Source organism: Rhodococcus sp. USK10, from assembly GCF_019378875.1.
Taxonomy (GTDB): domain Bacteria; phylum Actinomycetota; class Actinomycetes; order Mycobacteriales; family Mycobacteriaceae; genus Rhodococcus_F; species Rhodococcus_F pseudokoreensis.
Genome location: NZ_CP076048.1, coordinates 1,921,642 through 1,945,694, shown reverse-complemented (window position 1 = coordinate 1,945,694; position 24,053 = coordinate 1,921,642). Strand labels below are relative to the sequence as shown.

16 protein-coding genes are annotated in these 24,053 nt (G+C 68.8%); 8 read left to right on the top strand and 8 right to left on the bottom strand.

From position 1 onward, the window contains the following. The first annotated feature begins 23 nt into the window (after positions 1–23). The 3 genes from recC to recD are packed head-to-tail and all read left to right on the top strand — an operon-like array spanning position 24 to position 8,448. Positions 24–3,284 (top strand): exodeoxyribonuclease V subunit gamma, encoded by a 3,261-nt coding sequence (gene recC / locus I1A62_RS15960; protein WP_219459133.1) that lies wholly within the window; start codon positions 24–26, stop codon positions 3,282–3,284. Then, positions 3,281–6,583 (top strand): UvrD-helicase domain-containing protein, encoded by a 3,303-nt coding sequence (locus tag I1A62_RS15955; protein ID WP_257890821.1) that lies wholly within the window; start codon positions 3,281–3,283, stop codon positions 6,581–6,583. Before recC ends, I1A62_RS15955 begins: the two co-directional genes overlap by 4 nt. Next, positions 6,580–8,448 carry an exodeoxyribonuclease V subunit alpha gene (recD, locus tag I1A62_RS15950; protein ID WP_219459131.1) on the top strand — a complete coding sequence of 623 codons (1,869 nt, stop codon included), beginning with the start codon at positions 6,580–6,582 and terminating at the stop codon, positions 8,446–8,448. Before I1A62_RS15955 ends, recD begins: the two co-directional genes overlap by 4 nt. Here recD and I1A62_RS15945 read toward each other — a convergent pair. The 5 genes from I1A62_RS15945 to I1A62_RS15925 all read right to left on the bottom strand — a co-directional run bounded on the left by I1A62_RS15945 (position 8,366) and on the right by I1A62_RS15925 (position 12,678). Continuing rightward, entirely contained in the window at positions 8,366–8,896 is a 531-nt protein-coding gene (locus tag I1A62_RS15945; RefSeq protein WP_219459130.1) for a hypothetical protein, read from the bottom strand. The two genes, recD and I1A62_RS15945, sit on opposite strands and share 83 nt — an antisense overlap. Positions 8,897–8,914: 18 nt before the next feature. Further along, positions 8,915–9,406, bottom strand: a complete 492-nt coding sequence (locus tag I1A62_RS15940; protein ID WP_219459129.1) for a DUF4188 domain-containing protein — start codon at positions 9,404–9,406, stop codon at positions 8,915–8,917. 130 nt (positions 9,407–9,536) lie between these two features. Continuing rightward, complete coding sequence (locus I1A62_RS15935) at positions 9,537–10,025, bottom strand: pentapeptide repeat-containing protein (RefSeq protein WP_219459128.1); 489 nt, start codon at positions 10,023–10,025, stop codon at positions 9,537–9,539. 209 nt (positions 10,026–10,234) lie between these two features. Further along, the gene (locus I1A62_RS15930; RefSeq protein WP_219459127.1) at positions 10,235–11,161 is read right to left on the bottom strand and encodes a polysaccharide deacetylase; all 927 of its coding nucleotides are present in this window, start codon (positions 11,159–11,161) and stop codon (positions 10,235–10,237) included. Positions 11,162–11,184: 23 nt separating this feature from the next. After that, positions 11,185–12,678: a cytosine permease gene (locus tag I1A62_RS15925; protein WP_219459126.1), complete on the bottom strand. Its 1,494-nt coding sequence runs from the start codon at positions 12,676–12,678 to the stop codon at positions 11,185–11,187. A gap of 108 nt (positions 12,679–12,786) precedes the next feature. Between I1A62_RS15925 and I1A62_RS15920 the strand changes: the two genes are divergently transcribed. From I1A62_RS15920 to I1A62_RS15900, 5 genes are all read left to right on the top strand, one after another. Continuing rightward, positions 12,787–14,277: a PucR family transcriptional regulator gene (locus I1A62_RS15920; RefSeq protein WP_219459125.1), complete on the top strand. Its 1,491-nt coding sequence runs from the start codon at positions 12,787–12,789 to the stop codon at positions 14,275–14,277. Between the two features lie 298 nt (positions 14,278–14,575). Next, positions 14,576–15,910, top strand: coding sequence for an MFS transporter (locus I1A62_RS15915; RefSeq protein WP_219459124.1), 1,335 nt, complete (start codon positions 14,576–14,578; stop codon positions 15,908–15,910). A 63-nt stretch (positions 15,911–15,973) separates the two neighbouring features. Then, a complete protein-coding gene (locus I1A62_RS15910) occupies positions 15,974–17,194 on the top strand; it encodes a M24 family metallopeptidase (protein ID WP_219459123.1) in 1,221 nt (406 codons plus the stop codon). 74 nt (positions 17,195–17,268) lie between these two features. After that, on the top strand, positions 17,269–18,081 hold the full coding sequence (locus tag I1A62_RS15905) for an IclR family transcriptional regulator (protein WP_219459122.1): 813 nt from the start codon (positions 17,269–17,271) through the stop codon (positions 18,079–18,081). Between the two features lie 66 nt (positions 18,082–18,147). Then, positions 18,148–21,576, top strand: coding sequence for a serine/threonine-protein kinase (locus I1A62_RS15900; protein WP_219459121.1), 3,429 nt, complete (start codon positions 18,148–18,150; stop codon positions 21,574–21,576). Here the strand turns inward: I1A62_RS15900 and I1A62_RS15895 are convergent. Genes I1A62_RS15895 through I1A62_RS15885 form a run of 3 tightly spaced genes read right to left on the bottom strand, consistent with a single transcriptional unit; the run spans position 21,545 to position 24,039 of the window. Beyond that, positions 21,545–22,237: a hypothetical protein gene (locus I1A62_RS15895; protein ID WP_219459120.1), complete on the bottom strand. Its 693-nt coding sequence runs from the start codon at positions 22,235–22,237 to the stop codon at positions 21,545–21,547. The genes I1A62_RS15900 and I1A62_RS15895 overlap by 32 nt on opposite strands. A 1-nt stretch (position 22,238) precedes the next feature. Then, positions 22,239–23,621 (bottom strand): L-serine ammonia-lyase, encoded by a 1,383-nt coding sequence (locus tag I1A62_RS15890; RefSeq protein WP_124389823.1) that lies wholly within the window; start codon positions 23,619–23,621, stop codon positions 22,239–22,241. 4 nt (positions 23,622–23,625) lie between these two features. Continuing rightward, entirely contained in the window at positions 23,626–24,039 is a 414-nt protein-coding gene (locus I1A62_RS15885) for a glycine cleavage system protein H (RefSeq protein WP_124389822.1), read from the bottom strand. Between the last annotated feature and the right edge of the window lie 14 nt (positions 24,040–24,053).

Below are 24,053 nucleotides of genomic sequence, written 5' to 3'. Positions count from 1 at the left end.
GTTGGGGAGCGAAGGGAGGCCACGTGCTCGTACTGCATCGCGCCGAGCGTTCCACCACCCTCGCGTCGGCTCTCGGCGACGTGCTCGCGACCCCGCTGTCCGATCCGTTCGCCCGTGAGGTCGTCGCCGTCCCGGCGAAGGGTGTGGAGCGCTGGCTCACGCAGCGACTCTCGACCGCGCTCGGCGCCCGGCCCGGCGTCGGCGACGGGGTGGCCGCGAACATCGACTTCCCGTCACCCACCCGGTTCGTGGACGAGTGCCTCGCCGCCGCCACCGGAGTGGCCGCCGACGACGACCCGTGGCATCCGTCCCGGGTGCTGTGGGCGGTGCTCGGTGTCGTCGACGACTGCCTCGGCGAATCCTGGTGCGCGGTCCTCGCGAAACACCTCGGGCACGGCCGCCCCGACGGCGACGACCACCGGCCCGGCAGGCGCTACGCCACCGCGTCGCACCTGACCGAACTGTTCCGCAGTTACGCCGCGCAGCGGCCGGCGATGCTGGTCGACTGGGCGGCGGACCGGGACACCGATGGTGCGGGCGGCCCGCTCGACGACGACCTGTTGTGGCAAGCCGAATTGTGGCGGCGGCTGCGTGCGAGGATCGGCGGTCCCGCGCCCGCCGAGCGCCTCGACTCCGCCTGCGCCCGGCTGCGCGAGGAACCGGCCCTCGTCGAACTCCCCGGTCGGCTGTCGCTGTTCGGTCCGACCCGCCTCGCGACCGATCAGATCGCCGTGCTCGCTGCATTGGCCGTCAATCGTGATGTGCACCTGTGGCTTCCGCATCCGAGTCCCGCACTGTGGTCGTCGTTGTCGACGGCGGAGAAAGTGCTCGCGCGCGCCGACGACCACACCGCCCTGTCCGTCGCCCACCCGCTGCTGTCGAGCCTGGCGCGGGACGTCCGCGAACTCGAGTCGAGACTGACCCGCCTCGACGTCGACGACCTCCACCACGCGGGACCCCCGCCGCCCGACTCTCTGCTGGGGTGCCTGCAGGCCGACGTCCGGGACGACCGGGCGCCGGTGCGCGCCGAGTGCACCGCCGACGCGTCCGTGCAGGTCCACGCGTGCCACGGGCCTGCCCGTCAGGTGGAGGTCCTGCGCGAATGCCTCCTGCATCTCTTCGAGGACGATTCGACTCTCGAACCGCGCGACGTGCTCGTCATGTGCCCCGACGTCGAGTCGTACGCGCCGCTGATCCGGGCCGCGTTCGGGCAGGACGTGCTCGGGCACCCCGGTCACCGTCTGCGGGTCCGCCTCGCTGATCGGGCCCTGCACCAGACCAATCCGGTGCTCGCCGTGGTGTCCAGCCTCCTCGAACTCGCCGACGCGAGGGTGACGGCCAGTCAGATTCTGGACCTGTCGGCGGCCGCGCCGGTGCGCAGGCGGTTCCGGTTCGGCGACGACGACCTCGAGCGGATCCGGGAGTGGGCGTCCGCGACGGGCGCCCGCTGGGGAATCGGACCGCGCCAGCGCGCGGCGTTCGGTCTCGGTGACTTCCCGCAGAACACGTTCACCACCGCACTCGACCGCATCCTGCTCGGCGCCGCGGCCGACGAGTCGGAAGGGGAATGGCTTGCCCTGGCACTTCCGCTCGACGACGTCGACAGTAACGACATCGACCTCACCGGGAGGCTGGCCGAGTTCGTCGACCGCCTCGACGTCGCGTTGCGCGGGCTGGCCGGGCCACAGTCGGTCGCGGATTGGTCGAGCGCGCTCACCCGGGCGCTGGACCTGCTCGTCGACGTCGGTGCCGCCGACACGTGGCAATTGGCGCAGGCCAGAAGGGAACTGGGGGCGGTGACGGAGCACGGCAGCGACACGGTCCTGCGACTGTCCGATGTACGCGCCATGCTCGCCACCCGGCTCGCGGGACGTCCCACCCGCGCGAACTTCCGCACCGGGGAGCTGACGGTGTGCACCATGGTGCCGATGCGCTCGGTACCGCACCGCGTCGTCGTCCTCCTCGGCCTCGACGACGAAGTGTTCCCGCGGAGCGTGAGTGTGGACGGCGACGACGTGCTGGCCCGCAAACCTCTGCTCGGCGAACGCGATCCGCGCAGCGAGGACCGGCAGTTGCTGCTCGACGCCGTCATGTCCGCCAGCGAGAAGCTCCTGCTGTTCTACACGGGCGCCGACCCCGTCACCGGTATGTCGAGGCCTCCGGCGATCCCGCTGTCCGAACTGCTCGACGCGGTCGCGGCCACCGTGGGGAGCGATGCCCTGCCCGGCATCGTGACGCGGCATCCGTTGCAGCCGTTCGACGCCCGCAACTTCCGGCCCGAGCACCCGCTCAGTTTCGACCGGGCGGCGCTGGCCGGTGCCCGCGCGGCGCAGCACCCGCCCGAACCGGTACCCGCGTTCCTGCCGGCGCCGCTGGTGCCGCCGAAGTTGGAGGACGTCGATCTCGCCGAACTCGTGGCGTTCCTGGTGCACCCGACGCAGGCGTTCCTGCGGCAACGGCTCGGGTTGCGGGTCCCCGACGTGGACGAGGACCTCGCCGACGCACTGGACATGGCGCCCGATCCGCTCGCCCGCTGGGACCTCGGCCAGAGGATGCTCGTCGCGCGCCTGTCGGGAATCGAACAGGCCGACTTCCGCGCCGCCGAGTGGCGCCGGGGTACGTTGCCGCCGTACAAGTTGGGGGAGGCGGTGCTCGGTGACATCGAGCACGCGGTGGAGTCGCTCGTCGCGGTCAGCGGGTCGGTGCACGTCGGGCGCGCGGAGACCGTCGACGTCGATGTCGATCTCGGGAATGGACGGCGCCTCACCGGGACCGTGGGGGGTGTGCACGGATCGGTGATCGCGAGCACCACGTATTCGAGGTTGGGGCCGAAACACCGCCTCACCGCCTGGGTCCAGTTGCTGGCGGTCGCGGCCTCTGATCGCAACGGCGACACCGACTGGACGGCCGTGACGACCGGCCGCGGCTCGTACAGTCGCCCGGCGTGGCGCTCGACGCTGACGGCACCGGAGGACGCGCGGGAGGAACTGGTGCGACTGGTCGAACTGCGTGATCTCGGGTTGCATGCGCCGTTGCCGATCGCCACGGGCGCGTCGGCGGCCTACGCCGAGCGACGGCACGGCGGCAGCAGCATGGAGGACGCGATCGAGGCGGCACGGAAGGAATGGAGCAGCGATTTCGGTGACGCACGCGACCGCCACATCACGTACGTGTACGGGTCCTCGCCCGGTATCGACGTCCTCGGCGACGCGGTGACGATCGAGAACTACGCCCGGCAACTGTGGGCGCCGCTGCTCGCCGCCGAGACGGTGGCGCAGCCGTGACCGGCGCGCGGGGCTTCGACCTGCTCGGTCCGCTGCCGGAGGGCACGACGGTGCTCGAGGCGAGCGCCGGTACCGGCAAGACGTACGCGATCGTCGGGCTCGCGGCCCGCTTCGTAGCCGAGGGACGTGTCGACCTGTCGCGGTTGTTGCTGGTGACGTTCAGCCGCGCGGCCACACAGGAACTGCGGGAACGCACCCGTGAGCGATTCGGTTCCGCCGCAGCCGCATTGGCCGACCCCGCGGCGGCCCGGGTGAGCGCGGACCACGTGATCCGGCACCTCGCCGAGGCGGGCGCCGACGAGGTGACGCTGCGCCGCCGGCGCCTGCTGCAGGCACTGTCGGACTTCGACGCCGCCACCATCGTCACCACCCACAGCTTCTGCCAGCGCATGCTCGACGGACTCGGGATCGCGGGCGAACGCGACCCCGACACGGTGCTCGTCGAGGCCGCCGACGACCTCACCACGGAGGTGATCGCCGACCTGTACCTCCGGGCGTACAGTCGCGCCGACTCCGCCCCGATCACGCCGGCGGAGGCCACCGCCGCGGCCCGCGCCGCCATCTTCGACCCGCAGGCCGTGCTCGCCCCGGAGGATGCGCGGGGCACCCCGGCCGGAGATCGGGTGGCGTTCGCCGAGGCGGTCCGCGCCGAAGTCGAGCGCCGCAAACGCGCGGTGGGTTTGCGTGACTTCGACGATCTCCCGATGCTCCTCCACCGCGTCCTCAGCGATCCCGAGCACGGCGCGGCGGCCTGCAGGCGGGTCCGCGAACGCTACAGCGTCGTGCTCGTCGACGAGTTCCAGGACACCGACCCCCTGCAATGGGACATCCTGCGCCGCACATTCCACGGCAGCGGAACGCTGGTGCTCGTCGGCGATCCGAAGCAGGCGATCTACGCGTTCCGCGGGGCCGAGGTGCTCAGCTACCTGGACGCGGTGCGCTCCGCAGACCGGCACCAGGAATTGACCACCAACTGGCGCAGCGATCAGGAACTCCTCGACGGCCTCGAATACCTGCACGGCGGCGCCGCACTCGGGCATCCCGAGATCGTCGTGCACCGCGTCGACGGCGCGCGGCCCAAGTCGCGCCTGACGGGTGCCGTGCCGCTGCGACTGCGGTACCTGCCGCGGACCGGCGCCGGGTCGATCAACAAGTCGGGATACCCGGCGGTGGGGGCGCTCCGGAAGAAGATCGCCGCAGACCTCGCCGCCGATATCGTCGCCCTCCTCGACGGCGGCGCGACACTCGACGTCGGGGGAACCGTCCGACTCGTCGAGCCCGGCGACATCGCGGTCCTGGTGCGCACCAACGCGCAGATCACCCTGGTCCACGACGCCCTCGACCGGGCCGGGGTGCCGTCCGTGCTCGCCGGCGGGGCCAGCGTCTTCACCACTCCCGCTGCGCAGCACTGGCTCTGGCTCCTGCAGGCCATCGAGCAGCCGCACCGTTCCGACCGGGTGCGGCTGGCTGCGCTCACCCCGCTGCTCGGCCACACAGCCGAAGCACTCGACGCCCGCGGCGACGATATCGTCGCGGAGGTCGGCGGGCAGCTCCGGGAGCTCGGCTCGGTGTTCGCGAAGTCCGGTTTCGCGGCCCTGTTCGAACGACTGTCCGCGGTCGGCGCGCTGGAGGCGAGACTGCTCCGGGTGGCGGCGGGCGAGCGGGCGCTGACCGATCTCCGGCACGTGGCGCAGTTGCTCAATGGTGCCGCCGTCGCGCAGTCGCTGGGCCTGACGGCGGTCACTCGCTGGCTCACCGAACGCATGAAGGATCCGACGTCGGGCGGGGTGGACCGCAGCCGGCGGCTCGACAGCGACGCCGCGGCAGTGCAGATCGCGACCGTCCACGCGAGCAAGGGCCTCGAATTCCCGCTCGTCTACCTGCCGTACGCATGGGACGCCGCCACGATCTCGAAGCCGAGCAAACTGCTGCTGCACGACGACGACGGGCGACGCGTCCTCGACGTCGGCGGCCCGGGCAGCCCCGGCTACGCCGACCGCAGGAACCGGCACGACGCCGAAGAGGCGGGGGAGGAGTTGCGGCTGCTGTACGTCGCGGTCACCCGGGCGATGTGCGGGCTCGTGATGTGGTGGGCGCCGGCCTTCACGACGGCCGGCGCGCCGCTGCACCGGATGATCCTGGGCCGGCCGCCGGGGCAGCGGGACGTCCCGCAGAAGGTCACCGTCCCCGAGGATCCGATTGTCGCGGAACGGCTGTCTGCCTGGGGCACGGCGGCGCCGGAGACGGTGACCGTCGAGGCGGTGGGTTCCGAACCCATCCCGCGGGTCGACTGGACACCCCAGCGTGAGCCCAGCGGCGACCTCGAGGCCGCGCGGTTCCGTCGGCTGCTGGACATGCGGTGGCGTCGCACGTCGTATTCGGCGCTGACGGCGTCCGCACACGACGCGCCCGCCGTCGGCAGCGAAGCGGAGGTCGAGGAGAAGACGGACGAGCCGGACGAACCGCCGCTGCACGCGCCGGACGACGTCACCGCGGGACTGCCGTCGACGATGAACGAACTACCGGGCGGCGCGACATTCGGCACGCTCGTGCACGCCGTCTTCGAGATCGTCGACACCGCGGCACCCGATCTGGACGACGAAGTCCTGCGGTGCTGCCGCGACGTGATCGCGTCGACCCTGTCGGACGTCGATCCGGCCCAGCTCGCCACGGCACTGGTACCGGTGCTGCGCACTCCGCTCGGCGCGGGGGCACTCGCCGACCTGGCACCCGCAGACCTGTTGGCGGAACTCGACTTCGAACTGCCCCTCGCCGGCGGCGACACGCCGTCGCTCACCGTGATGCTCGACGGCATCGGCAGACTGCTGCGCACCCACCTTCCCGACGACGACCCACTCCGGTCGTACGCCGACGCCGTGCAGACACTCGAACCGACCCCGCTGCGCGGGTACCTCACCGGCAGCATCGACGCGGTGCTGCGTCTGCCCGGACCGCGGTACGTCGTGGTCGACTACAAGACCAACCGTCTCGCGCAGGGCGACCTGACCACCGCGCACTACACCCGCGAGAGGATGGCTGCGGAAATGCTGCGGGCGCACTATCCACTGCAGGCGCTGCTGTATTCCGTTGCGCTGCATCGATACCTGCGCTGGCGGCAGCCGGGCTATGATCCGGCGGTGCACCTCGGCGGTGTGCAGTACCTGTTCGTCCGCGGGATGGTCGGGCCCGGCACCCCACCGGGTTGCGGAGTCTTCGACTGGGCGCCGCCCGCCGCGCTGATCACCGCGCTGTCCGATCTGCTGTCCGGGTCGGCCTCCACGCAGGCGGCGGCGCGATGACCGGGGTAGAGGTGGCGCAGCGCGGCAAGGGGATGCTGCGGATCTTCAACGAGGCCGGGGTGCTGGCCGCGGCGGACGTGCACGTCGCGCTGCGGTTGTCGGCGCTCGGCGGCGAATCCTCGGAAGACGTCGTGCTGGCGACGGCGCTGGCGGTGCGTGCGGTCCGGTCCGGCTCGGTGTGCCTGGACCTGACGCGGTTCCGGGAAGTCACCGTCGACGAGGAATCCGAGGTCGATCTCGACGCCCTGCCCTGGCCGGACGACGACACCGTCGTCGCGGCACTGCGCCGGAGTCCGCTGGTCACGGGCGGTCCCGCGGGACCACTGAGACCGCTGCGGCTCGTCGACACGGCCGAGGGCGGGCTGCTCTACCTCGACCGGTACTTCCGGCAGGAAGCGACCATCCGGCGGGTTCTCGACCAGCGCGCCGTCGGGTATCCCCTCGTCGACGAGCAGTCGCTGCGGGACGGGCTGGACGCGTTGTTCCGCGACCAGCACGACGACACGGCGCCGGCCCCGTCACCGGATCGGCAACGGATCGCGGCGGCGGTCGCGGCCACCCAGTGGACGTCGGTCGTGGTCGGCGGACCTGGAACGGGCAAGACCCACACCGTCGCCCGGGTGCTGGCGTTGCTGACCAGGCAGCCGGGACCGGGTCGGCGTATCGCGCTGGCGGCACCCACCGGGAAGGCCGCGGCGCGGTTGCAGGAATCGGTGCGCGAACAGGCCGACGCACTCGGGTTGCCGCCCGAACTGAAAGCGATGACACTGCATCGGCTGCTGGGCTGGCAGCGTGGACGTGGCAGCCGGTTCCGTTACAACGCGAACAACCACCTGCCCTACGACGTGATCGTGGTCGACGAGACGTCGATGGTGTCGCTGACGATGATGTGCCGACTCCTCGAGGCCGTCCGCCCCGACACCCAATTGGTGCTCGTCGGGGATCCGGATCAGCTGACGTCCGTCGACGCGGGCGCGGTCCTCGCCGATCTCGTGGCGCGGCCGGTGTCCGGCACCGAGAATCCGGTGCTCGCCAGGATCGTCGGCGACGACCTCGACGCCGCCGACGACCCGCTCGAAGCCGCCCTGAGTGCGGGGGAACGGGACAGATTGCGGGGCGGCGTGATCCGGCTCAGCCGCGGGCGGCGCTTCGGCGGAGCCATCGCCGAGCTTGCCGTCGCGGTGCGGGAAGGCGAGCCGGACGAGGTCGTGGAGATCCTGTCGCGCGGTGCCCCCGAGGTGTCGTTCCACGGACCCGAAGATCTGGACGCACTGCGGGCGGACGTGGTGGCGACGGCTGCCGCGGTGACGGATTCCGCGGAATCCGGTGATGCCGCTGCTGCACTGCAGCATTCGGAGAAGCACCGGCTGTTGTGCGCGCACCGGGAAGGTCCGTACGGGGTACAGCGGTGGGCGCGGCAGGCGATGGAGTGGATCGGGGAGTCGACAGGGCAGCGACTGGACCCGGATCGCTGGTACCCGGGTCAGCCGCTGATGGTGACCGCCAACGATCACGAAACGAAAATCTACAACGGCGACACCGGGGTGATCGTGCGTCGGGACGACGACGAACTGTTCGCCGCGTTCGTGCGCGGCAGCGAACCGTTCCTGTTGCATCCGACGCACCTGTCCGCGGTGCAGACGGTGTACGCGATGACAATTCATCGCAGTCAGGGCAGCCAGTACGACACGGTGACCGTGGTGCTGCCCGGCGCGGCGTCGTCCCTGCTGACCCGCGAATTGCTGTACACCGCGATCACCCGGGCACGAAAGCACGTGCGGATCATCGGGACCGAGGATGCGGTGCGGGCGGGAGTGCAACGTCGGGTGCTGCGAGCGAGTGGGCTGCGGAGGGCGATTCCGTAGCCCGGCCCCGCACGGACGAGATGACGACGGCGAGGGTCGCCGACAGGAACACGACCTGCAGGAGAGTGCGGGGGAGCAGCGCCTCGAACGGTCCCGTCGACAGTCCGTCCACGGCGGCGTACACGTTCGCCGGGAACATCAGGATCAGCAGGGCGGAGAGGCACCCGGCCGCCCACGGCGCGGTGCGCCGGATCAGCAGTCCCGCGGCACCGGCGAGTTCGAGCAGACCGGTCAGCGTCACCAGCAGGCCCGGGTTCGGCAGAGACGGCGGAACCATGGCGACGAGTTCCGCACGCAGTCCGACGAAGTGGGCCATTCCGGTCAGTGTGAACATGGCCGCGAGTCCACCCCGTAGGGCGACAGGCCACGGCCGGAAGCGGCTCACACCGGCCGCGCCCGCGGCGAGCAGTGCCAGAGTGACGGCGACGAGGGCGATCAACGGTTCCATGTCGGTCTCCTGAATCGATCAGTGTTCGTGGGTGTGACCGCTGCGCAACAGCCGGTCGCGGGCGGCGCTGAACTTCCGCGCGACGGGCACGCGGGTGGTCGCCCGGGCCAGGCCCATCGCCGGTGTGCCGACGTAGATCGACTCGGCGCGGTCCACCGGGTAGGTCTCGTGCCAGACGCCGACGGCTCCGGGTGCCTTGCGGGCCCGCCGGTTGAACGCGGCCCAGGCCGGGCGGTGCTTCGCCTGACTGTCACTGGCGTGGGCGTACAACTTGTCGACGGAGTTCCAGTACTGAATCACCGTCGGGCCGCGTCCCTCGAACGTCAGGCGGTAACCCAGCAGACCCGAATCGGGGTCCTCCGAGAGTTCGCGCAGCATTCTCGGCATCGCGACGAGAGTGGGCAGCCACAGGTCGGGTCGCCACGGCCGGTTGATGGTCATCCCGATCAGGAAGACCACCAGTTCGCCGTCGTAGTGGTGCGTCGAACGGGTGGGTTCGATCGTCGTCATCTGACGCCTCCGAAGATTGGATATTGGAACTATCTAATAATGGATAGTTGCAGTATCCAATGTCAAGGGGTGCGGGCACGCAAAAACCGGGCCGCGAGGTGCGCGGCCCGGGTGGGTGGTGCGGGGTGGATTACGGCAACGGGACCTGCGGTGTCGCCGGCACGACCGAGGCGAGCGCGCGCTCGTGGGCGTCGGTGGACCATTCAGGTTCGGTCGTGATGTTCAGGTCCCCGACGATCGTGCCGAAGAGGTCGATGTCCGTGCTGTACAGGATCACCGCGTTGCGCTGCGAGTCCGTGAAGTTCGTGCCGGTGATGTTCGCGTCACTCAGGTCGGCGTGCGACAGATCCGCGGCGGCGAAGTTGGTGCCGGTGAGGTTCGCCCGCTTCATGTTCGCGCCCGCCAGGTCGGCGAAGCTCAGGTTCAGGCCCGCCAGGTTCGCGGAACTCAGATCCGCGCCCGGGCAGGTCGTGCGATCCTCGGGACTCGGATTCGCCACGATCCTGCAGCCGTTGATCTCGGTGAGCACATCCGCCCCGGCCGTGCCGGCGCCCGCAGTGAGCGCGGCACCTCCGGCCAACGCGACCGCACCCAGTGCCCTGAAATACGTCCTGCCCATGCCGGACCGCCCCCTCGCGTAGAACCTCAACCGTCATCGCCGAACTTAGTGCCGACCGCCCGGCGCCGCACGGGGAACGGCGACACCGGCGGGGTCGAAGCACAGACGCACCCCTTCTCGGTAGCCGCACCCGTTCTGGGGCTCGAAAAGGGGTGCGTCTGCGCAGAAGGGGTGCGCCTGCGGGTGCAGAAGTCGACGACTGAGGATCCTCACCGATCGGAACGGACCTCGACAGGTGCCGGGGGAGTCCGTCGGATGTGTATGTCGGGGAAGGTGGGGATCTCGAATCGGGTGTGGGTGAAGGGTTCGGTGCAGACGCGCTGGGCGTGTGCGGCGATGTCGCCGAGGGTGGTCACCCACATTCCGTCCATTGCCTTGACGTTCTCGATGAGCCGTTCGAGTGCGGCCGCTTTGGAGGGCCGTCCGGAGATGAACGGGTGGTTTGTGAGGACGAAGCACCCGCCTTCGGTATGCTGGGCCTCCGCTTCCAGGGTCCACATCTCGAGGACCTTGGCGGGACTTTCGATGACGCCGCTGCCGGTGACACCCGGGTAGAACGCGTATTGCTCCCAGTCGTCGAGTGCCCAGTCGACGGGAATTTCGATCAGGGTCCGCCCCGATTCCGGGCTGGTCGCCATCAGGTAGGGTTCGTCGCCGTCGAGCAGGCTGGAGTCGTAGACGAATCCTCGTTCGGCGAGGAGTTCGGGTGTGTGCCAGTTCATTTCCCACCAGGGTGCGCGATAGCCGACGGGACGGATGCCCGCGACCTCTTCGAGCGCGTCGAGTCCCCGGTCGAGGTAGCGTGCCTCGGTGGCCGCGTCGAGGCCTTTCATGGGTTCGTGCAGATACCCGTGGTGCCCGACCTCGTGGCCGCCGTCGATGATGGCGCGAACCGTGTCGGGGTAGCACTCGGCGGTGAATCCCGGCACGAAGAACGTCGCATGCACGCCCTGGCGCTCGAGCAGTCGCAGAATGCGGGGGACGCCGACGCGGGGCCCGTAGGACTGGTGGCTCATCAGTGACATTCGGTTCGCCGAGGTGGGATCGTGGGCGAGGACGCAGGATTCGGCATCGACGTCGAAAGTGAAGGCGGCGGCTGCGGTGTGGCCCTCCGGCCACGTGAAATCGTTGTTCACGAGTGCTCCTGGTGTGTCGAGGTTCAATTGCCGGTGAGGGCGTCGGGGGAGTCGGTGGTCGCGGCCGATCGTGCCGGGGATTGACCGGTGATGTGGTAGGGGCGGTGCGCGCGGGGGCCGAGGACGGCGTAGAGCGCGGCGGCGACTCCGCCACCTGCCAGCCAGGACAGGTCGAGCCCGCCGAGGGCGCGTGCCGCGAATCCCTGTGTGAGGCTCGTGGCGCCGTACATGAACAGCCACGTCGCGGCGATTCCGGCGACGAAGCATCCCATCGTGGTCCAGTTGACGTCGGGCAGTCGGCGGGATCCGATCGGGTCGAAGAGCCGGCGTGCGTCGATCTGTCGTTTCTCGACCCGGAAGTAGTGGACGAGCATGATGCCTGCCCAGCTCGCGATCCAGGCCACGATCGCCGCCAGCCACGTCTCCAGCACGGTGGCCAGGCTGGATTGGAAGATGAAGAAGACGACCACGACCAGGGCGAACATGCCGACCAGCAGGTTCAGCTTCCGGCGGTGCACCTTGATGTCGAGGGCCTGCGCGGCGACCGAGAACGTGTAGATGTTGAGGATGTTGGTGGCGATCGGCCCGTGAATGACGAGGAACAGCACCGGCAGCGCCAGGGCGCCGAAATTCGACACGATCAGCTCACCCGGGTCCACGGAACCGTTGGTCGTGGCGAGGCTGGCGCCGAGTACTCCGAGCCACACCACGGGAACGAACTGGCCGAGGGTGCTGGTCAGGTACAGCTTGCGCCGCGACACCGTCCGGCTCACGAACCGTGAGTAGTCGCAGGCGTAGGTGAACCACGTGATTCCCCAGCCGATTCCGATCACGGTCATCACCGTCGACATGGCCGCGATCCGGGCGCCGCCGTGCAGGACTTCACCGGTGGGCCCGGCATACGACCAGTCGATGTCGAGGTGGAACCAGGCGACGACGGACATCAGAACCAGTACCGCCAGCGTCGGGGGAACCGTCCACCGCTCGAATGCGGCGATGACGCGGTACCCGAACCACGCGATGGTCACCTGGATCGTCATGATGACCGCTCCGACGAGGACCTTCGCTGCCAGGTTCCGCTCGTGCGGGTCGACGAGGTCCAACTTGCCGAGCAGTGCCATGACCAGGTCGAGGACGATCCAGGTGTTCACGGCGCACCACCCGACGGCCAGGCAGGCCTGGATTGCGGCCGGCAGATAGGCGCCGCGCCGGCCGAACGCCGCCCGCGACAACACCATGCCGGTGACGCCGGTACGCTGGCCGATGAGAACGAAAACGCCGAAAAGTGCCATGCCGACGATGTTTCCGGCGACAAGAACGATGAGGGTGTCGCGGAGACCCAGTCCGAGACCGATGCCGAGTGCGCCGAGAACCCAGTTGATGGGCGCAATATTTGCCCCCGCCCAGATCCAGAACTGGCCGGAGACACGCGTCGTGCGCGCTTCCTCGGGGATGGGTTGCAGTACTTCTTCGACGTCGTGAATGTGGGGACTGTCGGTGGGAATGTTCGTGACCATCGGACTCCCTTGGTGAGGCCTTGTGGGCTTCCCATCTTCCGGTGCGTGACCCGCATCACACCATTTACACTTTGCCAATAAAATCGGATTGTCAACGAACGGAATGTCATGCCGCTGTCGTTAGCCGACGTCCTCGCACACCCGAGCCTGGCTGCCGGACGCCCCGTCGTCCGTGTCGGAGCCCACCTGCTGACGCAGCCGGTGCGGTGGGTGCATTCGAGCGAGGTCATCGACATCGCGCACCTTCTTCGCGGCGGCGAACTGCTGCTGACTGCAGGGTTCGCGCTCGCGTCCGCCGATCCGGACCGACTGCGGCGGTACGTGCGTGAATTGTCGGCTCGCCGCGTCGCCGGAGTGGCTATCGAGACGGGGTCGCAACTGCCGCGGATCCCCACGGAACTGGTCGAGGAGGCGTCGGCGGCGGGGTTGCCGGTGGTGGAGTTGCGGGGCGTTGTGCCGTTCGTCGAGGTGGCCGAGGCGATCAACGGCCTGCTGGTCAACGAATCGGTGCAGCGGCTGCGTCGTGGTGACTCTGTCGCGCACGCGTTGTCGGAGGAACTGGCGCGCGGTGGCGGTCCCGACGAGTTGCTCGCGGTGCTTGCGCGACTCCTGCCCGGCGATGTGACCCTGCTCGACGCGGCCGGCGACGTGATCGCGGCCCTCGGGAACGAGATCGCCACTTCTGCCATCTCGGTACCGGTGGTGGTGCAGGGTGTCGGCGTCGCCACGCTCGTGGTGTCTCCGGACGACCCGGCCGATCACGTCACTGCGGAGGCGATCGTCGAGCGAGCGCCGGCAGCGCTGGCGATCTCGCTTCTGCGATCCTTTCCGCCGTCGGCCGCGGTTCGCGCCGCGCAGGCGTTGCTGCGGATCGTCGGCCAGCCGAATCCCGCGCCCGAGCGTCTCGTTGCGGCAGCCCGCGCGGCGGGGCTGGCCGACGGGGTGTCGTACGTCGGGGTCGTCGGTCGTTCGGTCGACGGTCCCGTGGCTCTCGCCGCTGTCGACGCGGCGCTGCATCGGTACTCGGCCGGAACGGTGTCGTCCGTGGCCGGCGACGAGTTGCACGCGATCGTCGCTGTTCGGGCCGACGACCGGTCGGGGTCGTGCGCTGCACTGGTCGAGTCGTTGCGCACGACGTCCCGGGCGGAGCAGTCCCGGGTGGCGGTGGGGCCGGTGGTCACCGGTCTGACCGGATTGCCCGGGACGCTGGCGGAGGCGCGGTTCGTGCTCGACCTCGCAGGCGATCTGGGTATCGCCGATACCGTGGTGGTCGCCGCGGAACTCGTTGTCGAACGCCTGGTCCGGCGGATCGGCGATCCTGTGTTGCTGGCCGCGTTTGTCCGGGAAGTCCTCGGGCCCCTCCTCGCGGTGGGTGCAGAACGTGGTCGCCGCCTGATCGACACGTTGGACGTCTACCTGCAGTGCGGGTGCAACAAGACCGAGGCGGCGGCCCGGCTGCACGTGCAGCGCCAGACGCTGTACCAGCGGCTCGAGCAGATCTTCGCACTGCTCGGCGAGGATCCGACGGGTTCGCCGCGGCTTGCCGCCGTGCACCTCGCGACGCGCCTCTACCTCGGTGGTGTGGTCGACGCCAACTGACAACCTTCGGGGTCGCCGGAACCCGCGCAAAGGATCGCCTGTTGCAACAGCGTTGCATTCACGTGAACTTCGCCGGGAATCGTGCATCTGGGTGGCGCAGTCTCCGACCTGCCGTGTTTACTGCAGTTTCAGTCCTGGTGCAGTCATTGCAATCGTGATTCGAATGTGGTGACAACACACCCCGTTGACATGTGATGGTGCACACAATATCGTCACTGAACGAATCGCAGTTGCAGTGAAAGCAACAACAGCCATTCGTCGCAGTCGGCAGGCGCCGACGCCCCGAGAAGGAGTGGGCATGGCCCAAAACCTCAATTCCCCCTCAGCTGCGCCGCAATCGGAAGAGGCCGGTGCGGTGAACCCCTCGCCCCGAGTTCTCCGGCGCGTCGTCGCGGCGAGCTTCGTCGGCAACTTCGTCGAGTGGTTCGATTACGCCGTATATGGTTATCTTGCAACGGTTATCGCGGTGGTCTTCTTCCCCGAGGCCGCGCCCACGACGGGCCTGCTGGCCACGTTCGCCGTCTTCGCCATCTCGTTCGTCATCCGCCCGATCGGCGGCCTGGTCTGGGGTCACTTCGGGGACAAGATCGGCCGCCGCACCGCGTTGTCGCTGTCGATCCTCATCATGTCGGCGTCGACGTTCTGTATCGGCCTGATCCCCGGCTTCGATCAGATCGGGTACCTCGCGCCGGTCCTGCTGCTGCTCGTCCGCATGGTGCAGGGATTCTCGGCCGCCGGCGAATATGCGGGCGCCTCGGCGTTTCTCGCCGAATACGCCCCGGACCGCAAGCGAGGCCTCTTCACCAGTGTGGTACCCGCGTCCACCGCCGCCGGACTTCTGTTCGGGTCGTTGATCGCGGCACTGCTCACCGCGGTGCTCTCGACGGAACAGCTCAACGGATGGGGCTGGCGGTTGCCGTTCCTGCTCGCGGCGCCGATGGGTCTGATCGGCCGCTACATCCGGTTGAAGCTCGAGGACACCCCGAAGTTCCAGGAAATGGAACAGAAAGTGGAGGCCAACGCGCCGCTGTCGATCCTGTTCACCCATCATCGACGTGCGATCGTCATCGCGTTCGGGGTCACGTGCCTCAACGCGGTCGGCTTCTACCTGATCCTCAGCTACATGCCGACCTACCTGTCGGAGGTGTTGCACGTCGGGCACACGGCCTCGTTCGTCGCCGCGTCGATCGCCCTCGCCTGCTACATCGTCTTCATCTTCGGGATGGGTGCGCTCTCGGATCGATTCGGCCGCAAGCGAGTTCTCATCGGCGCGTCGATCTGCTTCGCCGTGTTCACCGTCCCGTTGTTCAGTGTGCTCGGAGTCGCCGGGATCGTCGGTGTCGTCGTCATCCAGATCGTGCTGTGCGCGTTCCTCACGATGAACGACGGCACGCTCCCGACCTTTCTATCCGAGATCTTCCCCACCCAGGTCCGCTACAGCGGGTTCGCCTTCAGCTTCAACACTGCCAATGCCCTGTTCGGCGGCACCGCGCCGTTCGTCGCCACCCTGCTGATCGAGGTCACCGGCAACCCACTGGCGCCCGCCTGGTACCTCGTCGCCGCAGCCCTCGTCGCGATGGGCTCGATGCTGATGGCGCGCGAAACCTCCCAGCGCCCACTTGCCGACACCTGACCACCCGTTCACCCACCACTTGCGGCATCACCCGATGCCGCCGGCAACTCGACAAGGAGCACCATGAACCTCGAGCGCATCAAGAGCATCCCCAACGGCGAGAAGGTCGTTCCCACGTTCTCCCCGGTGGAAATGGACCGCAGGCTCGTCGCCCTGCGTAAGCACATGGCGGACAACGGGGTTGTCGCCGTGCTGTTCACCAGCTACCACAACATCAACTACTACTCCGACTTCCTCTACACCGCGTTCGGCCGCCCCTACGCCCTCGTCGTCACCCAGGACAGCTCGACCACCGTGTCCGCGAACATCGACGCCGGCATGCCGTGGCGGCGCACGTTCGGCGAGAACGTCGTCTACACCGACTGGCGCCGCGACAACTTCGAGTACGCCGTGCAGCAGGTGCTGGCGAACCAGGGCATCTCGCGCGGCATGCTCGGTGTCGAGGACGACCACCTCACCCCAGACCTGCGGTCCCGCGTCGCCGCGGTCCTGCCGGGAATGACGTTCGCCGATGTCGCCAAGGCCACGATGCGGCAGCGCATGGTGAAGTCGCCCGAGGAGATCGAACTGATCAAACACGGCGCCCGGATCGGCGACCTGGGCGGCGAGGCCATCCGCGACGCCGTCACAGAGGGCGTCCCGGAGTACGAGGTGGCGATCGCCGGGTCGAACGCGATGATCCGGGAGATCGCGGCCACCTTCCCACACGCCGAACTGCGCGACACGTGGGTGTGGTTCCAGTCGGGTATCAACACCGACGGTGCCCACAACTGGGCTACCAGCCGTCGCGTCGAGCGCGGAGACATCCTGTCGCTGAACTGTTTCCCGATGATCGCCGGCTACTACACGGCGCTCGAGCGCACGCTGTTCTACGGTGAGCCGTCGGCGGAACATCTACGACTGTGGGAGGTCAACGTCAAGGTCCATCGCCGCGGCCTCGAGCTCATCAAGCCGGGCGCGATCTGCAAGGACATCGCCGCTGAGCTGAACGAGATCTACGAGGCCGAGGGTCTGCTGCCGAACCGCACGTTCGGATACGGGCACTCCTTCGGCGTGCTCTCGCACTACTACGGGCGCGAGGCGGGCCTCGAGCTGCGCGAGGACATCGACACCGTCCTCGAACCCGGCATGGTCGTGTCGATGGAACCGATGATCATGGTTCCCGAGGGAATGCCCGGTGCCGGTGGCTACCGTGAACACGACATCCTGGTCGTCGGCGAGGACGACGCGGAGAACATCACCCGGTTCCCGTTCGGACCCGAACACAACATCCTCGGCGTCTGACCGGTACGCCGACCCTGCCGCAGGTGTGGCAGGGTCGGCAGAAGTACCAGCCGAGTCGAAGGAGCGCAGCGGACATGAGTGTGGACGACGTCGATCAACTCGGCGATCAGAACGGTGACACGAAGCCGTCGCCGTCGGTTCTGCTCAACGGGCTGCGCGTTCTGGAGGCGTTCTCGATCACCGAACCGGTGCTCGGCGTCACCGAGATCGCGCGGAAGGTCGATCTACACAAGAGCAGTGTGTCCCGGATGCTCGCGACCCTCGAGAAAGCCGGCTACGTCGAACGGGAGGAGGGGACCGGGCGGTACCGGCTCGGTCTCGGCGTGATCGGCCTGGCCGGGCCGTTGCTGGCGAACCTCGACGTTCGGCGGGTGGCGCTGCCCGAACTCGAAGGCTTGACGCGGCGGACCGAGGAGACGAGTGCCCTGATGGTGTGGAACGGCCACGAATCCGTCGTCGTCGAACAGGTTCCGAGTCCCAAGCAGGTCAAGCACACGGCCGCGGTCGGCACGCGATACGACACGTACGCGAGTTCGTCGGTCCAGGTCTTCCTGTCCGACATGCCGCGCGCCGAGGTGGAGCGGCTGTTCGAACGGCGGCTGCTGCTGGGGCCGGACGACGTCGACTCCGTGGGCGAGTACCTCGACGAGCTGGGCGAGATCCGCGATCGCGGGTACGCCGTCAACGACGGCCGGACGTCGATCGAGGAGGTCGGCATCTCGGCGCCGGTCCACGACCACCGCGGCGTCCTCGTCGGCGCGGTGATGCTTTCCGCACCCCGGTTCCGGGTTCCCCACACCATGCTCGACTCGCTCGGCCGCATCGTCGCCGAGTCGGCCCGCACGGTGTCCGCGCGGCTCGGTGCCCCCGCCGCGACGCGCGACTGACGACCCGATCTCCGGGTGTCCCCGCGGACTATCCTGGGTGGAGCGTGTCGGAGGTGGTGCAGGCCGATGGCGAACGACGATCCGTGGGCAACCCAGCGCCAGCCGGAGATCACGTCCGAGCTGGCAGCGGCAGGGTTCGACGATGCCGTGGAAATCGGCCGCGGCGGGTTCGGGGTCGTGTACCGCTGCCTGCAGGAAGACCTCGATCGCACGGTCGCCGTCAAAGTCCTGACGTCGAACCTCGATCCCGACAACGTGACGAGGTTCGTGCGGGAGCAACGGGCGATGGGCCGGACGTCCGGGCACCCGAACATCGTCGCCGTCTACCAGGTCGGGGTCACCCGGAGCGGTCGCCCGTTTCTCGTCATGCCGTACCACTCGTTCGGTTCCCTCGACGCGCAGATCCGTCGTTCGGGGCCTCTCGGGTGGCAGGAGGTGCTGCGGCTCGGGATCAAGATCTCCGGCGCCCTCGAGACCGCGCACCGCGGTGGGATGCTGCACCGCGACGTCAAGCCGGCGAACATCCTGCTCACCGAATACGACGAACCGCAGTTGACCGACTTCGGCATCGCCCGTGTCTCGGGTGGATTCGAGACGACGGCAGGGTCGATCACCGGCTCCCCGGCGTTCACTGCGCCCGAGGTACTCGAAGGCAGGCCGCCGACGGTGGAGTCGGACGTGTACAGCCTCGGGTCCACCCTGTTCTGCGCGCTGACCGGTCATGCCGCGTACGAGCGCCGCAGCGGTGAACAGGTAGTCGGTCAGTTCCTGCGGATTTCCACACAGGCGGTTCCCGATCTGCGGGATGCCGGAATCCCCGGTGACGTGTGTAGCGCGGTCGAACATGCCATGTCTCGCGCGGTCGAGGACAGGCCGGGCGCTGCCGCGGACTTCGGCAACGAGCTTCGCGCGGTCGAGCGACGCAACGGTGTGACCGTCGACGACATGTACATCCCGATTCAGCGGGCACCCGAGCAATCTCACGACCATGCCGGCGAATCCATCCGGTCCCGCGGCACCGGGCTCCCGTACAACGTGCGGACGCCGCCGACTCCGCCCGCGCCGGTGACGAAGTTCCGCCCACCCACGACCACCCGGCAGCTCGTGCCCCGCCGCCGGCTGCTCGCCGCCCTGCGCGCGGGACGGGACCGCAGGCTGACACTCGTCCACGCGCCGGCCGGGTTCGGCAAGAGCAGTCTCGTCGCCCAGTGGCGCGACGACCTGGTCGAGGCCGGGACCGCGGTCGCGTGGCTGACTGTGGACCGGGACGACAACAACGTGGTGTGGTTTCTCTCCCATCTGGTCGAGGCGGTCCGGCGGGTCCGCCCGGACGTCGTCACCGACCTGGGGCAGTCCCTGGAAGAACACGGGGAGGCGGTCGAACGGTTCGTCCTCACGTCGCTGATCAACCGGCTTCACGACAGCGAGGACGCGCTGGTCGTCGTGATCGACGACTGGCATCGCATCTCCGACCCCGGGTCGATCGAGGCGATGACGTTCCTCCTCGACAACGGCTGTCACCACCTGAAGATCGTCGTGGCGAGCAGAAGCCGGTCGGGGCTGCCCCTGAGCCGGATGCGGGTGCTCGACGAACTCAACGAAATAGCCTCCGAAGAACTGTGTTTCGATTTCGATGAATCGCAGAACTTCCTGTCGGGCCGGGTGCAGGTTCCACTGAAGGACACCGAGGTCGAGCAACTCCGGGAATCGACCGACGGCTGGATCGCGGCACTGCAGTTGGCCTCGTTGTCGTTGCGGGAAGCCGGAAGTCCGGAGAACCTGATCGAACAGCTGCGGACGGGCACCGACGCCATCGGCGAGTATCTCGCCGAGAACGTGCTCGACGCCCTCGAGCCGGACATGCTCGATTTCATGCTCGCCACCTCGGTTCCGGACAAGGTGTGCGGCGACCTGGCGTCGGCGCTGGGCGGTGTGCGGGACGGGCAGGCGAGACTCGAACAGGTCGCCGCACGCGATCTGTTCCTCGGCAGGACGGGGGACGACCGTCAGTGGTATCGCTATCACCACCTGTTCGCCCAGATCCTTCATCAGCGCCTCGAGCGGGATCACCCCGGGCGCATCACCGATCTGCACCGCCGGGCGTACGACTGGTTCCGGGAGCGGCACCTGCTGGGCGAGGCCGTCGACCACATCCTCGCGGCCGGTGAACCGCAGCGCGCGGTGGAACTGCTCGAGGAGGACGACCTCTACCTTCTCGATCGGTCACAGATGTCGACGCTGCTCGGCCTGATCGGGAAACTGCCCGCCGACCTGGTGGCCGCCAGCCCGCGGCTGCAGCTCACTATCGGATGGGCGAACTGCGAACTTCAGCGACTCGAACTCGCGCAGGCCGCCCGAACCCGCGCACTCGAGCAGATCGACGCCGGGGAGATGTCCGAGAGTCACGCCGCCCAGCTCCGGGTGGAAGCGGATGTCCTGCAGGCCGACATCGAGGCGACCGCCGACCGCATCGAGGGTGTGCGCGAGCTCGTCGCCGAATGCCTCGCCCGTCCCACGGAGTATCACCCCTTCGTGGTGTCGATGGCCGCTCTCATCGAGACGTTCGTGGACACGTGTGAATTCCGGTTCGAGGACGCGTACCGCAGGCAGAGCTGGGCGGCCCCGTACCACCGGCAGAACACGGGGCCGTACTCCGTCGCGTACGGATACTGCTTTGCCGGGCTCGCGAAGTTCGAACAGCTCGACGTCGGCGGTGCGATGGAGCTGTACCGCAAGGCGTGCCGGCTGGTCCGGGAGGCGGAGAACACGCAGTCGCAGCATGCGCGGCTCACGCGCACGCTTCTCGCCGAAGTCCACTACGAGCAGGGCCGGATCGACGAAGCGGACGAGTTGCTCAACGAGACGTTCGACCCCGCCGCGCTCGGTGGCGCAGCGGATTTCATGATCCGGCACTACTGCCTCAGGGGGCGGATCATGGCGTTGCGTGGCGATCCCGGCGCCGCGGCACGACAGCTCGACGAGGGGGTGCGGACCGCCGAGACGTTCTCCCTGCCTCGTCTGCGGGCCGCCGTCGACAACGAGCGGGTGCGGATCGGGCTGCCCCCGGCGCCCGGGTTCGTGCCCGTCACGCGCGAGACCCGGCGTACCCCGACGGACGGGCTCGACCTGGCGACGGCGCAGCTCGAGGAAGAGGCGGCCATCATGTTGCTCGCGGCGCAGGGCGATTCGGCGGCCGCGGATCGGGCGTGCGAGTGGGCGAACGACTGGGTGCGGCAACTCGACGGCACCGGGCGGCGCCGGGCCGGGCTGCAGGCGGTCCGGTTGCTGGTGTCGTGTCTCTGGGCGGCCGGACGTCGTGACGAGGCGCAGGCGACGCTTCTTCCCGCGGCAGTGGAGTGCGCTCGGCACGAACTGATCCGATTCCTACCCGACGGCGGCCCGAACGTCGTCGCAGCGCTGTCGGCGCTGCGGGAGAGCGGTCATCAGGGCCTGCCGCGGACGTTCACCGATGCAGTGCTCGCGGCAGTCCACTAGCGCCCTCCGGCGAACAGAGGCGCCACGGTTCCAGCAGGGTTTCGTAGTGTGCCCTGGTGAAATCGTGTGTTCCGACGAGATCCGACACCGCGTGCGCAGCCGCCGCGTCGCGCACGGCGGTCGCGAGATCGGCACGCATCCGCTCGTCCTCGCGCAGGGGCACCCCGTCCATGTAGTGGCGTTCCCACGCGGCGTCCTGGGCGCGGTACCAGGACCTGATCCGGCCGGCTTCCGACGCCGCGTCTCGTGCGCAGATCCAGGCGCCGAGCCGCCGGCGGCCGTCGACGGCGCTGCTCGTCCGCGTCAGTGCTCCGAACCGTTCGTCGACGAGTGCTGCCGCATCGACGGCGTGCCGCACGACGTCGTCCCAGTTCGGACCGAAGGCCTGTTCGCATTCGTCCTCGGTCACGGTGAACGAGTCGAGGGCGGACAGCGCGTCGTCCAGCACATCGAGGCGGAGAAGGTACGAGTCCGGCAGGGCGCTTCGGCTCAGTAACTGGAATGCGACGAACGCGTCGCCGCGCACCGGCGCGCAATGCACGAGAATGTCGAGCACCGACAGTCGGGTCTCCGGCGCGTACGCGCCGCGCGCCGGAACCGGGTGCTGCCGGATGAAATGAGCGGCGCGGGCGGGGAGTAGGCGGAGTTCGTCTGTGATCATGTCAGCACTCGACGTAGTTGACGGGGACGTTGACGGCGAGACCACCGGTGGACGTCTCCTTGTACTTCGACAGCATGTCGGCGCCGGTCGAGCGCATCGTCTCGATCACCTGGTCCAGGCTGACGCGGTGGGTCCCGTCGCCGCGCAGGGCCATCCGGGCGGCGTTGATGGCCTTGCCTGCCGAGATCGCGTTCCTCTCGATGCACGGAATCTGGACGAGGCCTTCGATGGGATCGCAGGTGAGGCCGAGGCTGTGTTCCATGGCGATCTCCGCGGCGTTCTCCACCTGTTCCGGTGTGCCGCCGAGGATCTCGGCCAGTCCTGCGGCGGCCATCGACGCCGCCGAGCCCACCTCGCCCTGGCAGCCGACTTCGGCGCCGGAGATCGACGCCCGCTCCTTGTAGAGGGATCCGACCGCGCCGGCCGCGAGGAGGAACCGGACCGCGGTCTCGTCCGGGTCGGCCCGGCCGGCGGGCGTGTAGTGGACGGCGTAGTGCAGGACGGCGGGGATGATGCCCGCGGCGCCGTTGGTGGGGGCGGTGACGATGCGCCCACCCGACGCGTTCTCCTCGTTGACCGCGAGCGCGACGAGGTTGACCCAGTCCTCTGCGAACGCGGGATCACGCTGTGGGTCTTCCTGATCGAGCCGGAGATACCAGTCCCGGGCGCGACGCCGGACGCGCAGCGCACCGGGAAGGAGCCCGTCGCGGGAGATGCCGCGTCGCTCGCATTCGACCATGACGTCGCGGATGTGGAGCAGCCGGTCACGGATCTCCGCGGCCGAACGGGTTTCGCTCTCGAACTCGTGCATGACCTGGCTGATGCGGTAGCCGTGCCGCGCGCAGATGTCGAGGAGTTCCTTCGCGGACCCGAACGACGACGCGCTCGCCGGCGCCGGCCGGTGTTCCGTGCTCTCGGCTTCGGTGACCACGAACCCGCCACCGATCGAGAAGTACGTCTCCCGATGGATTTCCACGTCCCCGGCCGCATAGGCCGTCACCGTCATCCCGTTCGGGTGGAACGGCAGGATCGTCAGCGGATGAAGGACGATCTCGTCCTCGGCCAGCGCGATGTGCTGCGAGCCGCCGAGCGCGATGCGCCGCGTGGTCCGCATCGCCTCGAGTCGCTGCTCCATCTCCTCGGTTTCGATCGTCTCGGGTCGATACCCCTCGAGTCCGAGCAGGACTGCGGACATCGTCCCGTGGCCGGCGCCGGTTGCGGCGAGCGAGCCGTACAGGTCGACGCGGACATCGGTGACGTCCTCGAACGCGCCGAGCGTGTGCAGGTCGGACACGAATCGCGCGGCCGCGCGCATGGGTCCGACGGTGTGCGAACTGGAGGGGCCCACACCGACGGAGAACAGGTCGAACACGCTGATGGTCATGTGGTTACACCGCCTCGCTGAGTTCGGTCGCGTATTGCGCGGGTGTGAGGAGTCCGTACGCGGACGACGTCGGCGAGGGCAGGACTGCGAACAGCCAGCCCCGGTGGAACGGGTCGTCGGCGACGAGCGCCGGATTCTCGGCTGCGTCGGCGTTCGTCATCGTGACGAGTCCGCTGATCGGCGCGTGCACCGTGACGGCGGTCCGCGCGGACGTCCACACCAGCGCGCAGGGGGCGCCTGCCTCGATCGTGCTGCGGACTGCCGGAAGTTCCAGCCGGACCACCTCGACGTCGTCGAGAGCGCGGTCGGTGACGCCGGCGCGGAGCGGAAAGTCGGAGAAGTTCTGTCCCGGTGCGAGGGCCAGCCAGCTGTGCGTGGCCGTGAACCGTCGATCCGAGGGAATCTGTCGAGCTCTCATGCCTTTTCCTTTGA